Origin of the sequence: Streptomyces solicamelliae (assembly GCF_045348655.1) — a bacterium.
GTDB classification, from domain to species: domain Bacteria; phylum Actinomycetota; class Actinomycetes; order Streptomycetales; family Streptomycetaceae; genus Streptomyces; species Streptomyces solicamelliae.
Genome location: NZ_CP160404.1, coordinates 2,213,090 through 2,226,220, shown reverse-complemented (window position 1 = coordinate 2,226,220; position 13,131 = coordinate 2,213,090). Strand labels below are relative to the sequence as shown.

Genomic DNA, 13,131 nt, shown 5'->3' with positions numbered 1-13,131 from the left:
GACAATGGCCCCCATGAGCGCTCGCACTCCTGAAACCGAAGCCGTCCACCGGGCCGGCTTCGCCTGCTTCGTCGGCCGCCCCAACGCGGGCAAGTCCACCCTCACGAACGCTCTGGTCGGTCAGAAGGTGGCCATCACCTCGAACCGGCCGCAGACCACCCGGCACACCGTGCGCGGCATCGTGCACCGGCCGGACGCGCAGCTGATCCTGGTCGACACGCCGGGGCTCCACAAGCCGCGCACGCTGCTCGGCGAGCGGCTCAACGACGTCGTGCGCACGACGTGGGCCGAGGTCGACGTGATCGGCTTCTGCCTGCCCGCCGACCAGAAGCTCGGCCCCGGCGACCGGTACATCGCCAAGGAGCTCGCCGGGATCAAGAAGACCCCCAAGGTCGCGATCGTCACCAAGACCGACCTGGTCGACTCCAAGACCCTCGCCGAGCAGCTCATCGCGATCGACCAGCTCGGCAGGGAGCTGGGCATCGAGTGGGCGCAGATCGTGCCGGTCTCGGCCGTCGGCGACAAGCAGGTGCAGCTCGTCGCGGATCTGCTGGTCCCGCTGCTGCCGGAGTCCCCGCCGCTGTACCCGGAGGGCGACCTCACCGACGAGCCCGAGCAGGTCATGGTCGCGGAGCTGATCCGCGAGGCCGCGCTCGAGGGCGTACGGGACGAGCTGCCGCACTCGATCGCCGTGGTCGTCGAGGAGATGCTGCCCCGCGAGGGCCGTCCGGCGGACCGGCCGCTGCTCGACATCCACGCGAACGTCTACATCGAGCGCCCCAGCCAGAAGGGGATCATCATCGGCCCGAAGGGCAGCCGCCTGAAGGAGGTCGGGATGAAGTCCCGCAAGCACATCGAGGCGCTGCTCGGCACCCCGGTCTTCCTCGACCTCCATGTGAAGGTCGCCAAGGACTGGCAGCGCGACCCGAAGCAGCTGCGGAGGCTCGGCTTCTAGCCCGGCGTCGAGAAGGGGTCCCCGAAGCAGCTGCGACGGCCGGGGGGCCGAGGCCCCTGGCCCTCAGGCCCCCTCTTTGAGGATCAGCCGGATCAGCTCGCGCTGGTCGTCCGTGAGGTGGGGGTCCTGGAGGCTCACCGAGCGGCCGTCGACCGTGATCTCGTAGGCGAAGCCGTCCGGGACCACGCGGGGCGGGTTCGCCTCGGCGTGCGGGGTCAGGGCCCGGTGGGCCAGGGCCTCGACGTGCGTGGCGTCGGGCCGGTCCGCGGTGTCGAGCTCGGCGTACCGCTCGATCCCCGCGAACCCGCCCGTCCGACGTACCTGGATGCGCATGGGTTACTGGGTACCCACACCCACCTGGGACCACGCCTTCACCACGGCCTCGTGCTCCTCGCCCAGGCCGTACCGGTCCGCGGCCGCCTTCACCGTGGCCTTCGCGAAGTCCTTGAACTTCGCGTCGGGCTCCAGGACGCCGGCCGTCATCACGTCGTACCAGATCTGCCCGGCCCGCTCCCAGGCGTGGCCGCCCAGCGCGGTGGCCGCCAGGTAGAAGGCGTGGTTCGGGATGCCGGAGTTGATGTGCACCCCGCCGTTGTCGCGGCCGGTGTTCACGTACTCGTCCATCGTCGCCGGCTGCGGGTCCTTGCCGAGGACGTCGTCGTCGTACGCGGTGCCCGGGGCCTTCATCGAGCGCAGCGCCTCGCCCTGCACGTTCTCGTGCAGCAGACCGGCGCCGATCAGCCAGTCCGCCTGGTCGGCGGTCTGCCCGAGGGCGTACTGCTTGACCAGGGAGCCGAAGACGTCCGAGACGGACTCGTTGAGCGCGCCCGGCTGGCCGTAGTAGGTGAGGTTGACGGTGTACTGGGTGAAGCCGTGGGCCAGCTCGTGGCCGATGACGTCGACCGGCAGGGTGAAGTCGAGGAAGATCTCCCCGTCCCCGTCGCCGAACACCATCTGCTGCCCGTCCCAGAAGGCGTTGCCGTAGTCGCGGTCGTAGTGGACGGTCGCGACCAGGGGCAGCCCGGAGCCGTCGATCGAGTCGCGTCCGTACGCGGCGTGGAAGAGTTCGAACGTGGCACCGAGACCGCCGTACGCGCGGTTGACGGTGGCGTCCTGGGTGGCGTCGGCGCCCTCGGCGCGGACCAGCCGGCCCGGCAGCTCGGTGCCGTTCTCCGCGTCGTGCACGCTGCGGTTCGGGCCGCCGGCCTCCGCTCCGGCGGCCACGGACGGAGCGCCCAGGGCGGTGAGCAGGCCACGCGCCTGGCGCAGCGAGGCGTCGGCGACGAGGGTGCGGCGCGCGGCCGCCGAGACCGCCGGGTTCTCGGCCCGGGCGAGCCGGTCGAGCAGATGCGGCGGCACGATCGTGCAGAACACGGGAGGCACGGCGCGCACGGGGTGTGTGGGGTGAAGGGAATCCATGCCGCGAGAGTGGCACTGTGTCACTCCAGTGTCACTACCTGCGACCATGATTGCCGAAATGGAGTGATGAGCCACATTTCAGCCTTGACTCCGGCACTGTCCCGCATACTGAAACGGGACGTCCGCCTCCGCCGGGCCTGGGCTATGGTTCAGCACATCATGCGTTTCGGGCTGCTTCTTCTTAGTTGCCGCGGCGAGGGCCTGTAGTCGTAGGCCGACCCCCTCCCCGCGGGACCTGGTGTTGCGTTCGACAGTCGGCCTCCCCCAAGTGCTCGGCTTCGCTCGAGCAGGGGGGACCCCCACTCCCGCAGCACCCCGAGGAGCCCAACGCAATGTCCCAGTCTCCGTTCGTCAGCCGGCCGACGCCCGTCACCAACGCGACGCACCTGCAGCAGCCGTCCGGGATGCCCGTTCACAAGTACGGGCAGTACGAGGCCGTCGAGATCCCCGACCGCACCTGGCCGGAGCAGCGCATCACCAAGGCGCCCCGCTGGCTCTCCACGGACCTGCGTGACGGCAACCAGGCGCTGATCGACCCCATGAGCCCCGCGCGCAAGCGCGAGATGTTCGATCTGCTGGTCCGGATGGGCTACAAGGAGATCGAGGTCGGCTTCCCGTCCTCCGGCGAGACCGACTTCGCGTTCGTCCGCTCCATCATCGAAGAGGGCGCGATCCCGGACGACGTCACCATCTCCGTACTGACCCAGGCGCGCGAGGACCTGATCGAGCGGACCGTGGAGTCCGTGGTCGGCGCCAAGCGCGCCACCGTCCACCTGTACAACGCCACCGCGCCGACCTTCCGCCGGGTGGTGTTCCGCGGCTCCAAGGACGACATCAAGCAGATCGCCGTCGACGGCACCCGCCTGGTGATGGAGTACGCCGAGAAGCTGCTGGGCCCGGAGACGACCTTCGGCTACCAGTACAGCCCGGAGATCTTCACCGACACCGAGCTGGACTTCGCGCTGGAGGTCTGCGAGGCGGTCTGCGACGTGTGGCAGCCCGGCCCCGGCCGCGAGATCATCCTGAACCTGCCCGCCACCGTGGAGCGTTCGACGCCGTCCACGCACGCGGACCGCTTCGAGTGGATGTCCCGCAACCTGACCCGCCGCGCGCACGTGTGTCTGTCCGTGCACCCGCACAACGACCGCGGCACCGCCGTGGCCGCCGCCGAGCTGGCGATCATGGCCGGCGCGGACCGTATCGAGGGCTGCCTGTTCGGCCAGGGCGAGCGCACCGGCAACGTCGACCTGGTGACCCTGGGCATGAACCTGTTCAGCCAGGGCGTCGACCCGCAGATCGACTTCTCGCAGATCGACGAGATCCGCCGGACCAGCGAGTACTGCAACCAGATGGAGGTCCACCCGCGCCACCCCTACGCGGGCGACCTGGTCTACACGGCCTTCTCCGGCTCCCACCAGGACGCCATCAAGAAGGGCTTCGACGCCATGGAGGCCGACGCGGCCGCCCAGGGCAAGACGGTGGACGACATCGAGTGGGCGGTGCCCTACCTGCCGATCGACCCGAAGGACGTCGGCCGCTCCTACGAGGCCGTCATCCGGGTCAACTCGCAGTCCGGCAAGGGCGGTATCGCGTACGTCCTGAAGAACGACCACAAGCTGGACCTGCCGCGCCGGATGCAGATCGAGTTCTCGCGGATCATCCAGGCCAAGACCGACGCCGAGGGCGGCGAGGTCACGCCGAAGGAGATCTGGACCGTCTTCCAGGACGAGTACCTGCCGAACCCGGACAACGCGTGGGGGCGCATCCAGCTGCGCTCCGGCCAGTCCACCTCCGACACCGACGGCACCGACACCCTGAAGGTGGAGGCGGTCGTGGACGGCGTCGAGACGGTGCTGAGCGGTTCCGGCAACGGTCCGATCTCGGCCTTCTTCGCCGCGCTGCAGGCGATCGGCGTGGACGCCCGCCTGCTGGACTACCAGGAGCACACGATGAGCGAGGGCGCGTCCGCGCAGGCCGCCTCGTACATCGAGTGCGCCATCGACGGCAAGGTCCTGTGGGGCATCGGCATCGACGCCAACACCACGCGCGCCTCGCTGAAGGCCGTGGTCTCGGCGGTGAACCGCTCCGCGCGCTGACGTCCGCTTACGCCGCGCCGGGCGCCCCGGGTCCTTCGTACGAGGGATCCGGGGCGCTGGCGTTTCGCTCCGCTTCGTTCCGTGTTCTCCTCGTGGCGGGTCTCGGCCATCTCGGTGGCGAACTGGTGACGAGGTGCTGACGTCGCATCACGGATGTGGCTAACATCACGCCCACGCGGCAATGTTGCTGAAACACGACGGAGGTGCCGGCGTGCGCTCACTTCGAGATGGTCAGGGGCGAAAAGTGCGCGTCTGCGGCATTCGCACCTCGTGGAACACGGTGGGGGACGGCGAGTTCTTCTGTCCCGAATGCGGCGGTGACCGCAACTACCGCCGCCGTACCGGCCGTCGGCGCTTCGCGGTCCTCGGTGTGCCGCTGCTGCCGCGCGGCTTCGCCGGGCCGGTCGTCGAATGCGCGGCCTGTCAGGGCCACTTCGGCACGGACGTCCTCGACCATCCGACGACCTCCCGCTTCTCCGCGATGCTGCGGGACGCGGTGCACACGGTCGCCCTGGCGGTCCTCGCGGCCGGCGGCACCTCCTCGCGCACGGCCGTGGACACGGCGGTCTCGGCGGTCCGGGCGGCCGGCTTCGACGGCTGTACGGGCGTCCAGCTGACCGACCTCGTCGAGGCGCTGGCCGCCGACACCGGGCGCTTCATCCCGGCGGACTCCAGCGCCTGCGGGGCCGCGCTCGCGATCGAGCTGCACGAGGCGCTGGAGCCGCTCTCCCCGCACCTGGCCCCGGCCGGACGCGAGTCGATCCTGCTGCAGGGCGCGCGGATCGCGCTCGCGGACGGCCCGTACACCGCGTCCGAGCGGGACGTGCTGGCCACGGTCGGCATGGCGCTCTCGCTGGAGTCGGACGACGTGACCCGGCTGATGACGGAGGCGCGCACCCCGCTGTAGGCGGGAGCGGGCGGAAACGACCGGACGCCGGGCAGGTGCCCGGCGTCTGCGGTGTCTCGGTGGTGGTGCTCAGTCGACCTCGTCCAGGAACGTGACCTGGTTCGTTCCCTCGATGACGCCGCCCTGCCGCCAGGCGGCCTCCAGCTGCGGTGACGGGAAGTGCCTGCGGACCTGCTCGACGTCCTCGAAGCGGAACAGGATGACGGCCTCGTCGGGGTCGGCGGTGTTCCGGGTGACGAGGACCGTCTCCAGGCCGAGGCCCTTGCGCTGCTCGGCGAGGGACTCGAACGCCTCGCGCCAGCGGCTGTAGTCGGCGAACTTCTGACGGATCAGTAAATAGGCCATGCGGCGGATGATAGGGGCGGGACGGGACCCCCGACACCCCGCATGCCGGAAACGGCGGGGCCGGGCGTCGTACGTACGACGCCCGGCCCCGCCCCCGCGACTACTGCTGCGGCGTGACCGCGTTGCTGGCGCGGAGCATGTCCTCGCGCTCCACGATCTTCACGCGCTCGCGGCCCTGCGGCTCGCCCAGGGCCTTCTCGGCGGCGTCCAGGGCGTACCAGCCCTCCCATGTCGTGTACGTGAGGCCCTTCTCGGCCAGGAACGCGGGGACCGCGTCCGGCTCCGGCGAGGCGGGCGCGAGCAGCCGGCCGTTCGCGTGGTCGTCGAGCAGGTTCGCCACGGTCTCGTTGGCGTCGCCCTTGGTGTGGCCGATCAGGCCGACCGGGCCGCGGCGGATCCAGCCGGTGACGTACGTGGACGCCATGTGCTCGCCGCTCTCCAGCATCACGCGGCCGCCGGCGTCCGGGACGGTGCCGGTGGCGGTGTCCCAGGGCAGCTTCGGCAGCTCGTCGGAGAGGTAGCCGACGGCGCGGTACACGGCCTGGACGTCCCAGTCGGTGGTCGCGCCTGTGCCCTTCACGTTGCCGGTGCCGTCGAGCTCGGTGCGCTCGGTGCGCAGACCGACGACCTTGCCGTCCTCGCCGAGGATCTCGACGGGGGACTCGAAGAAGTGCAGGAAGAGCTTGTGCGGGCGGTCGCCGACGTCGCGGATCGCCCAGTTCTCCAGGGTCTTGGCGACCATGTCGGTCTGCTTGTTCTTGCGCCGCTCGGCGATCGAGCCCTCGTCGTAGTCGATGTCCTCGGGGTTGACGATGACCTCGATGTTGGGGGAGTGGTCGAGCTCGCGCAGCTCCATCGGCGAGAACTTCGCCTGCGCCGGGCCGCGGCGGCCGAAGACGTGGATCTCCACGGCCTTGTTCGCCTTCAGGCCGTCGTGGACGTTCGCCGGGATCTCGGTCGGCAGCAGCTCGTCGGCCGTCTTGGCGAGGATCCGGGCGATGTCCAGGGCCACGTTGCCGACGCCGAGGACGGCGACCTTCTCGGCCTCCAGCTCCCAGGTGCGCGGCACGTCCGGGTGGCCGTCGTACCAGGACGCGAAGTCGGCCGCGCCGAAGGAGCCGTCCAGCTCGACGCCGGGGATCTTCAGCTCGCGGTCGAACATCGCGCCGGTCGAGAAGACCACCGCGTCGTAGAACGTGCGCAGGTCGTCGAGCTGCACGTCCTTGCCGTAGTCGACGTTGCCGAAGAGCCGCACCTGCGGCTTGTCGAGCACCTGGTGCAGGGCGGTGATGATGCCCTTGATGCGCGGGTGGTCCGGCGCCACGCCGTACCGGATCAGACCGAAGGGGGCCGGCATCCGCTCGAAGATGTCGATCGACACGCCCGGCTCGGCGGCGGCCTCGGACTTCAGCAGCGCATCAGCGGCGTAGATGCCGGCAGGACCGGCACCGACGATCGCGACCCGGAGAGGTCGGGGCATGTCAGGTTCCCTTCGCAAAACGAAATGTCGGAGAGATCACCGACGCTTAGGTCACCCTAATTAATCCGCCGAACGGGTGGGTACCCGCCCCCGGTCTATGACCTCATAAGGCGGACTTATGGGTTCCATAAGTGGATGCGAGGGAGGGGTCGCAGAAACCTAACCCGTGAAGGCGTCGAGCGCGTAGCCGCCGGCGCCGACGAGGCAGGCGATGCCGAAGGCGGCGACGGCCAGGCTCAGGACGCCCTGGACGGCCGTGGCGGCGGCCGGCTGGTGGACGACCGCGCTGCCGGGGTTTCGGGGGTCGTACGAGACCCGGACGGTCGGCTTCGGCTTGCTGCGGACGGGGTGGGTCGCGCCGGTGGAGTCCGTGTAGGCGTACGTGGTCCGGCCGTCGAGGACGACCTCCCGCGCGGTGGCGGCCATCCCGTGGCGCCGGAGGTGCAGGTGCGTCCGGGTCAGGTACAGCCCGACTCCGCCGAACGCGGTCAGCACCGCGCCGAGCGCGCCGAGGAACAGGATCGCGAGGCCGACCGCCACTCCGCCGGCGATCCCCGCGGCCACGGCCGGCGCGAGGAGGGCGAGGCCGAGGCCGGCGGACCACCGCTTGAAGCGGGTGAGGGCCGTGCCCGGCTCCCCGCCCGGCCGCGGCAGGGCGGCGTTCACCGTGTCCGCGAAGACGGTGGCGGCGGCCGCGTCCACGCCCACGACCCGGTAGACCGACGGTTCGACCTCCGCCGGCGCCGTCAGCTCGACGGCGATGCCGCGCTGTTCGGCGTGGACGCGCGCGACGGCGCCGAAGGGTATGCGGAGTTCGCGGTCGGGGTGAGTGAGGACCAGTTCCCGGCCTTCGGCGCGGAGTTCGGCGCCGTCGGTGCCGCGGAGGTGGGGGAGGGGGGACGTGAGGGGCATGCGGGTCAGCCTAGAAGGCGGGCAGCACGAGCTGGTACGTCCCGTAGTCGAGGAGACCCGCGAAGGCGGCGACGACCACACACACGATCACCGTGAGGACCCGGTCGCCCGTCCCGGAGCAGATGATGGCGTATGCGGGGTCGCGCGGGTGGTAGGCGATCCGGACGGTCTTGCCCTTGTTGTGACCGAGGATGCGGCGGGTCACGCCGTCGGTGCTGGTGAAGGCGTGGGCGGTGTCACCGTGGTCCTCCCGGAAGATCTGCCGCCCGTCCACGGTGATGCCGTAGCGGGGCAGGTACCACTCCCGCCACACCATCAGCGCCGTCATCACGGCGAAGTGGGTGAGCCGCACGCCGGCCGCCCCCAGCAGCAGCGTGGCGATGGCCCGGCCCCAGTCCCCGTCGATCAGCCCGACGACGACGGCGAGGACCGCGACGGCGGCGAAGCCGGTGTACATCAGCCACGCGCCCTTGGACGGCATTCCGACCCGTACGTCGTTCTCGTCCGCGTCCTCCTCCTCGTCGTCATCGATGACCAGACTGCGGGTGACGACGAGTGCCGAGCCGTCGGCCGGCTCCCCGTCCGCGGCGCGTTCGGGCAGGGCGGCGTTCACCGCGTCGGCGAAGACGCCTGCGGCGGCCGCGCTGACGTCGGTGACGCGGTACACCGTCGGCTCGGCCCCGACCGGAGCGGTCAGCTCCACCGCGAGTTCGCGCCGCTCGGCGTGGACGCGCGCGATCGCGGTGAGCGGTATGCGCAGCTCGGCGTCCGGGCGCCGGAGCAGCAGCTCCTCGCCGACGGAGCGGAGTTCGGTGCCCTGGTCTCCCCGGAGGACGGGGACGGACGAAGAGATCGACATGCGCGTGATCGTAAGGCGCGAAGTCCACGATGGTGAAGGGGATATGGGGGTTTCGAAGGGGTCCTGTGGTGTCGTACCGTCCGTCTGTGACCGCTGTGATGACCGTGCTTCTCCTGGCCCTTGTCGTTTCCGTGGCCTTCTGTGGCTTCGGCCTGATGCTGATGAATGGAGAAGGGTCCGAGCTCAAGAAGATGACGGAGCTGTACGAAACCGGCGTCGAGGTGCGGGCGGAACTCGTGAGCCTGGTGCCCTTCGGCAAGGACGGCTACGCGAGCGCCACCTACGTGTGGCAGTCCCCGGACGGCTCCGGCCGGCTCAACAAGGGCGCGAACGTGGGCCCCGCCCACAAGGTGGGCGAGCGGTACCCGCTGGTCTTCGACCCGCAGAACACGAAGCGCGTGCACCTCGGGACGAAGGTGGCGGTCCGCCGCGAGCGCAAGCGCCGCCAGGGGTACGTGCGCGACGCGCAGCGGATGGCGCTCCTCGCCTTCGCGGCGGGCACGCTGGCGACGGTGGGGATGATCGTCAGCCCCTGACCCCGCACGCTCCCCGCACGTCAGCTCCCGAAGGCGGGGAGCGCGAGTTCGAACACCCCGTAGCCGAGGAGCGCGGCGACGGCGGCGATGACCAGGAACATGGTCAGATCGCTTCTCAGCATCTTCCACGGCACGCAGAGCACCGCCTTCTGCGGCTTCCCCGCGGGGTAGGAGACCCGGACGGGCGTCTGCGTGCTGCTGCCGCGGATGTGATGCGTCACCCCGTCGGTGTCCGTGTACGCGAGCTTGGTCGAGCCGTTCCGGTAGACGTTTCTCGCGTCCACGGTGACGCCGTACCGGGGCAGGTACCAGGACACCCAGGTCGCCGCGATGCCCGCCAGGGCGGGGTGCGCGACCACCGCGGTGGCCTGCCCGAGCAGCAGCGTCGCGATCCCGCGGCTCCAGCTCTGGTCGGCCACCCCGACGACGACGGCGAGGACCGCCGCCACGGCGCAGAGGATGTGGCGCACCCACGTCTGCGTGCCGAAGAGGGTGCGGTCCTCGTCGTCCTCGTCCTCCTCCTCGTCGATGTCGGCGGCGGACCGCAGGATGCGGGTGACGACGAGCGTGGAGCCGTCGATCGCCTCCTCGCCTTCGGCCCGCTCGGGCAGCGCGGCGTTGACCACCTCGGCGAAGAGGGTCGCCGCCGCCGCGCTCACGTCCTTGATCCGGTACGTGACCGGCTCGACGCCCGCCGGGGCCGTCAACTCGATCGTGACGTCCCGCCGTTCGGCGCGCACGCGCGCGATCGCGGCGAACGGGACACGCAGCTCGTCCTCCCGGCGGTGCAGCAACAGGTCGGCACCGTCGGCGCGGAGCTCGGTGCCCCGTTCGCCCTGAAGGACGGGTACGGGCGGAGTGATCGACATGGGCGAGATCGTAGGCGCGAAGTCCACGCAGGTGAAGGGGATATGGGGGTTTCGGGTGGGACCTGAGATGCCGTACGGTCCGCCTGTGATCCTGGTGACTCTGGTGCTCGTATGTTTCCTCTTCGCGTCCGTGGCCGGCGTGTTCTTCGGCCCGCTGATGATCAAGGGCGAGGGGGCCCTACTGGCGAAGGTGAAGGACCTGGCCGAATCCGGCATCGAGGTCGAGGCGCGCATGCTCAACCGGATGCGGGTCGGCAATCGGGGCTACGTGGAAGCCCTGTTCGAGTTCGACACCCCGAACGGCGCGGTCCGGCACCAGACGGGGGAGTCGGTCAGCCCCGCGATGGTGGTCGGCGACCTGTACCCCGTGGTCTACCACCCCGACGACGTGCGGTTCGTGAAGGTGGGGACGATGGCGACGGTCCGCAGGGAGGTCCGGTACCGCCGGCGCGGCGTGCGGGGCGCGAAGCGGCTGATACTCGTGTCGCTCTTGACGGGCGCGCTGGCGACGGCGGGCCTGATCCTCAGCCCCGCCTGACCCCCGCGACGAATGCCGCCCAGGCGGCGGGGGCGATGAGGAGGACGTCGCCGTGGGGGGTCTTGGAGTCCCGGACGGGGACGACGTGGTCGAGGCCGGCGGCGACTTCGATGCAGTTGCCGCCCTCGCCGTTGCTGTAGGAGCTCTTGAACCAGCGGGCGTTCGTCAGGTCGTACTCGCGCATCGTCTGTAGTCCTCAGCAGCCGATTCGATCAGGGCCAGGGAAGCCTCCGGCGTCAACGCGGCGACCCTGAGCAGATCGTAGGCGCGCTGGGCCCGCTTCACCATCGCCGGATCGTCGAGCAGGGTTCCCGAAAACGCCGTCTCTGTATAGGCGGTTGGCGGCGCGTCCTCGAACTCCATGAGCCTCAGCGAGCCCTCCATGGCGGCGTGGGCCCCCGCGGAGCGCGGGATCACCGTCACCAGCACCGCGCGCCGTCGCGCCAGCGCGGCCACGTGCTCCAGCTGCTCGGCCATGACGGCCTCGCCGCCCACTGCGACCCGCAGCACGTTCTCGTGCAGGGTCACCCAATACTCGGGCCTTGTAGCGTCCGCGAGGACCGCGGCTCGTTCCAGTCGCGACGAGACTTTCTCGTCCACGTACTCCTCGCTCACGAATGGGTTCGCGGCGATCGTCACCGCCTCTGCGTACGCCGCCGTCTGCAGCAGGCCCGGCACGACCGTCGGCGCGAACTCGCAGAGCTTCGTCGCCAGCCGCTCCAGCTCTGCCACAGGCGCGAAATACTCCGCGTACGGCGACTTCACGATCAGCTTTCGACACAACCGCTCGAAAAAACCGTCGGTTTGCAGCACCTCGTCGATCCGCTGCGCCACATCCAACTGCGGCTTTCTAATCGCCTGTTCGAACTGGCCGATGTAACCCCCCGAGACGAACACCCGTCTCCCCAGTTCCCCCTGCGTCAGTCCCGCGGCCTCTCGTCGCCGCTTCAGCTCCGCGCCGAAGAACTCCCAGGCGTCCTGACGTGTGCCTTTGGCCATGGATTAACTCCCCTGCCCTACGCATTACTTGTAGCGACCGTGAGTCTCCCGATTCTACGGAACCGGCCCCACGCTGAATGCGGAAAGCAGGAAATGGATTCGGAAAGGGACCCCCGGTGCAGGAACAGAGCAAGAAGCGATCGTCGGAGTCCGTCCTCGAGGCGAAGGAGGTGATCGAGGAATTGCGCACGGCGCTGGAACGCAATGGAATCGTGCTGCCCTCCCTCGGACCGGACGCACTGTTCCTCGCCGCCGCGTACTCGGGGTCGCTCGTCGAACTGGGGCGCTGCACGGTGGAGACCGCCCGGAGGCTGGCCGCCGTGCTGCCGGAGGAAGGAGGTCGGTGAGGATGAGCCTGCCCATCGGGGCGTACGTCGTCGAGATCCGTACCGGACGGGTCGGGACGGTCATGGGGCACGTGGGGCCGTACCTCCAGCTGCGGCCGCTGGGAGGCGGCCGGGAGTGGGACGTGGAGCCGGAGGGCGTCCGTGTCGCGACGGCGGCCGAGCGGCTGCGCGCCGCGACCGCGCATGCGAACGCGCGGAGCCGGGGCGAGGTGCCGTGAGCCGGGTCAGCCGTACCAGGTGATGTTGCAGATGTAGACGCATGTGTGGCGTGGCACGGCCAGGAAGCTGATGAAGCCGCGTCCGCCGAGGATGTCGAACTCGCGAAGTCAGCCCTCGCGACCGATCGGACGGCCGATCCGGGTCGCCTCGTCGCCGAGCGCGGCCAGTTCGGTGGCGAGGCGTTCCACTTCCGCGACGACGCCGACCGGCAGGCCGTCGGTGATGTACTCCTGGCTCGGGTTGTAGTCCCAGGACCAGTCGGTCACAGTCCGGCCTCGGCTTCCGCGGTCTCTCGGATCCGGCGGATCTCGTCGATCGCGTCCGTGGGGTCCACGTCACCCGCGTCCACGATCCGCTCCAGCTCCCGCAGGCGCGCTGCTCGCTGCGGGATCCGCTCGATCGCCACGAACACGGCCCACGAGTGCACGAAGGCGCGCAGTGGAGCGAGACTCTGCGTCTGCTGCGCGTTCGTCGTGGCCTCGAACAGATGCTGCGTGAGAGCGGGGACGCGGCTGGGTGCGATCCGGGCCACCGCGGCGCGCAGGGCGTCGGGGGTGAGCTCGGGGAAGGGGATCAACGGTCCGTAAGGGCCGTCGGGCTGCGCACTCACAGAGGCCTCCGGTGCGGATGGGGCTGGTCCTCGTACCGTA

At 70.2% G+C, this 13,131-nt stretch carries 18 protein-coding genes; 7 read left to right on the top strand and 11 right to left on the bottom strand.

The genetic code is table 11. The annotated features are described in order from the left end of the window. Window positions 1-13: 13 nt before the first annotated feature. Entirely contained in the window at window positions 14-955 is a 942-nt protein-coding gene (gene era, locus ABZO31_RS10335; protein WP_406860832.1) for a GTPase Era, read from the top strand. Between the two features lie 63 nt (window positions 956-1,018). Here the strand turns inward: era and ABZO31_RS10330 are convergent, their stop codons facing one another. Continuing rightward, the gene (locus tag ABZO31_RS10330; RefSeq protein ID WP_406860831.1) at window positions 1,019-1,288 is read right to left on the bottom strand and encodes a protealysin inhibitor emfourin; all 270 of its coding nucleotides are present in this window, start codon (window positions 1,286-1,288) and stop codon (window positions 1,019-1,021) included. Window positions 1,289-1,291: 3 nt separating this feature from the next. Further along, complete coding sequence (locus tag ABZO31_RS10325; protein WP_406860830.1) at window positions 1,292-2,374, bottom strand: M4 family metallopeptidase; 1,083 nt, start codon at window positions 2,372-2,374, stop codon at window positions 1,292-1,294. A gap of 332 nt (window positions 2,375-2,706) precedes the next feature. On the opposite strand from ABZO31_RS10325, the gene leuA reads away from it, so the two are divergent. Further along, a complete protein-coding gene (leuA, locus tag ABZO31_RS10320) occupies window positions 2,707-4,470 on the top strand; it encodes a 2-isopropylmalate synthase (protein WP_406860829.1) in 1,764 nt (587 codons plus the stop codon). 181 nt (window positions 4,471-4,651) lie between these two features. Then, the gene (locus ABZO31_RS10315) at window positions 4,652-5,377 is read left to right on the top strand and encodes a TerB family tellurite resistance protein (protein WP_406860828.1); all 726 of its coding nucleotides are present in this window, start codon (window positions 4,652-4,654) and stop codon (window positions 5,375-5,377) included. A gap of 69 nt (window positions 5,378-5,446) precedes the next feature. On the opposite strand, the gene ABZO31_RS10310 is transcribed toward ABZO31_RS10315, so the two are convergent. The 4 genes from ABZO31_RS10310 to ABZO31_RS10295 all read right to left on the bottom strand — a co-directional run bounded on the left by ABZO31_RS10310 (window position 5,447) and on the right by ABZO31_RS10295 (window position 8,973). Continuing rightward, entirely contained in the window at window positions 5,447-5,722 is a 276-nt protein-coding gene (locus tag ABZO31_RS10310) for a hypothetical protein (protein ID WP_406860827.1), read from the bottom strand. 100 nt (window positions 5,723-5,822) lie between these two features. Further along, window positions 5,823-7,202, bottom strand: coding sequence for an FAD-dependent oxidoreductase (locus ABZO31_RS10305; RefSeq protein WP_406860826.1), 1,380 nt, complete (start codon window positions 7,200-7,202; stop codon window positions 5,823-5,825). A gap of 159 nt (window positions 7,203-7,361) precedes the next feature. Continuing rightward, window positions 7,362-8,114: a hypothetical protein gene (locus tag ABZO31_RS10300; protein WP_406860825.1), complete on the bottom strand. Its 753-nt coding sequence runs from the start codon at window positions 8,112-8,114 to the stop codon at window positions 7,362-7,364. Between the two features lie 10 nt (window positions 8,115-8,124). Beyond that, the gene (locus ABZO31_RS10295) at window positions 8,125-8,973 is read right to left on the bottom strand and encodes a DUF3592 domain-containing protein (protein ID WP_406860824.1); all 849 of its coding nucleotides are present in this window, start codon (window positions 8,971-8,973) and stop codon (window positions 8,125-8,127) included. A gap of 86 nt (window positions 8,974-9,059) precedes the next feature. On the opposite strand from ABZO31_RS10295, the gene ABZO31_RS10290 reads away from it, so the two are divergent. Continuing rightward, window positions 9,060-9,509 carry a DUF3592 domain-containing protein gene (locus ABZO31_RS10290; protein ID WP_406860823.1) on the top strand — a complete coding sequence of 150 codons (450 nt, stop codon included), beginning with the start codon at window positions 9,060-9,062 and terminating at the stop codon, window positions 9,507-9,509. 20 nt (window positions 9,510-9,529) lie between these two features. On the opposite strand, the gene ABZO31_RS10285 is transcribed toward ABZO31_RS10290, so the two are convergent. Then, window positions 9,530-10,378 carry a hypothetical protein gene (locus ABZO31_RS10285; protein WP_406860822.1) on the bottom strand — a complete coding sequence of 283 codons (849 nt, stop codon included), beginning with the start codon at window positions 10,376-10,378 and terminating at the stop codon, window positions 9,530-9,532. An 85-nt stretch (window positions 10,379-10,463) separates the two neighbouring features. Between ABZO31_RS10285 and ABZO31_RS10280 the strand changes: the two genes are divergently transcribed. Continuing rightward, window positions 10,464-10,916, top strand: a complete 453-nt coding sequence (locus tag ABZO31_RS10280; RefSeq protein WP_406860821.1) for a hypothetical protein — start codon at window positions 10,464-10,466, stop codon at window positions 10,914-10,916. On the opposite strand, the gene ABZO31_RS10275 is transcribed toward ABZO31_RS10280, so the two are convergent. Beyond that, window positions 10,903-11,100 (bottom strand): DUF397 domain-containing protein, encoded by a 198-nt coding sequence (locus ABZO31_RS10275; protein WP_406860820.1) that lies wholly within the window; start codon window positions 11,098-11,100, stop codon window positions 10,903-10,905. The genes ABZO31_RS10280 and ABZO31_RS10275 overlap by 14 nt on opposite strands. Then, window positions 11,082-11,915, bottom strand: a complete 834-nt coding sequence (locus tag ABZO31_RS10270) for a helix-turn-helix domain-containing protein (RefSeq protein WP_406860819.1) — start codon at window positions 11,913-11,915, stop codon at window positions 11,082-11,084. The genes ABZO31_RS10275 and ABZO31_RS10270 overlap by 19 nt, the downstream gene beginning before the upstream one ends. Window positions 11,916-12,031: 116 nt before the next feature. Between ABZO31_RS10270 and ABZO31_RS10265 the strand changes: the two genes are divergently transcribed. Together ABZO31_RS10265 and ABZO31_RS10260 are read left to right on the top strand one after the other, a co-directional pair. Further along, window positions 12,032-12,262, top strand: a complete 231-nt coding sequence (locus tag ABZO31_RS10265) for a hypothetical protein (RefSeq protein WP_406860818.1) — start codon at window positions 12,032-12,034, stop codon at window positions 12,260-12,262. A 2-nt stretch (window positions 12,263-12,264) separates the two neighbouring features. Then, window positions 12,265-12,480 carry a hypothetical protein gene (locus ABZO31_RS10260; RefSeq protein WP_406860817.1) on the top strand — a complete coding sequence of 72 codons (216 nt, stop codon included), beginning with the start codon at window positions 12,265-12,267 and terminating at the stop codon, window positions 12,478-12,480. 108 nt (window positions 12,481-12,588) lie between these two features. On the opposite strand, the gene ABZO31_RS10255 is transcribed toward ABZO31_RS10260, so the two are convergent. Continuing rightward, complete coding sequence (locus ABZO31_RS10255; protein ID WP_406860816.1) at window positions 12,589-12,747, bottom strand: hypothetical protein; 159 nt, start codon at window positions 12,745-12,747, stop codon at window positions 12,589-12,591. After that, window positions 12,744-13,091 carry a DUF6247 family protein gene (locus ABZO31_RS10250; protein ID WP_406860815.1) on the bottom strand — a complete coding sequence of 116 codons (348 nt, stop codon included), beginning with the start codon at window positions 13,089-13,091 and terminating at the stop codon, window positions 12,744-12,746. The genes ABZO31_RS10255 and ABZO31_RS10250 overlap by 4 nt, the downstream gene beginning before the upstream one ends. Between the last annotated feature and the right edge of the window lie 40 nt (window positions 13,092-13,131).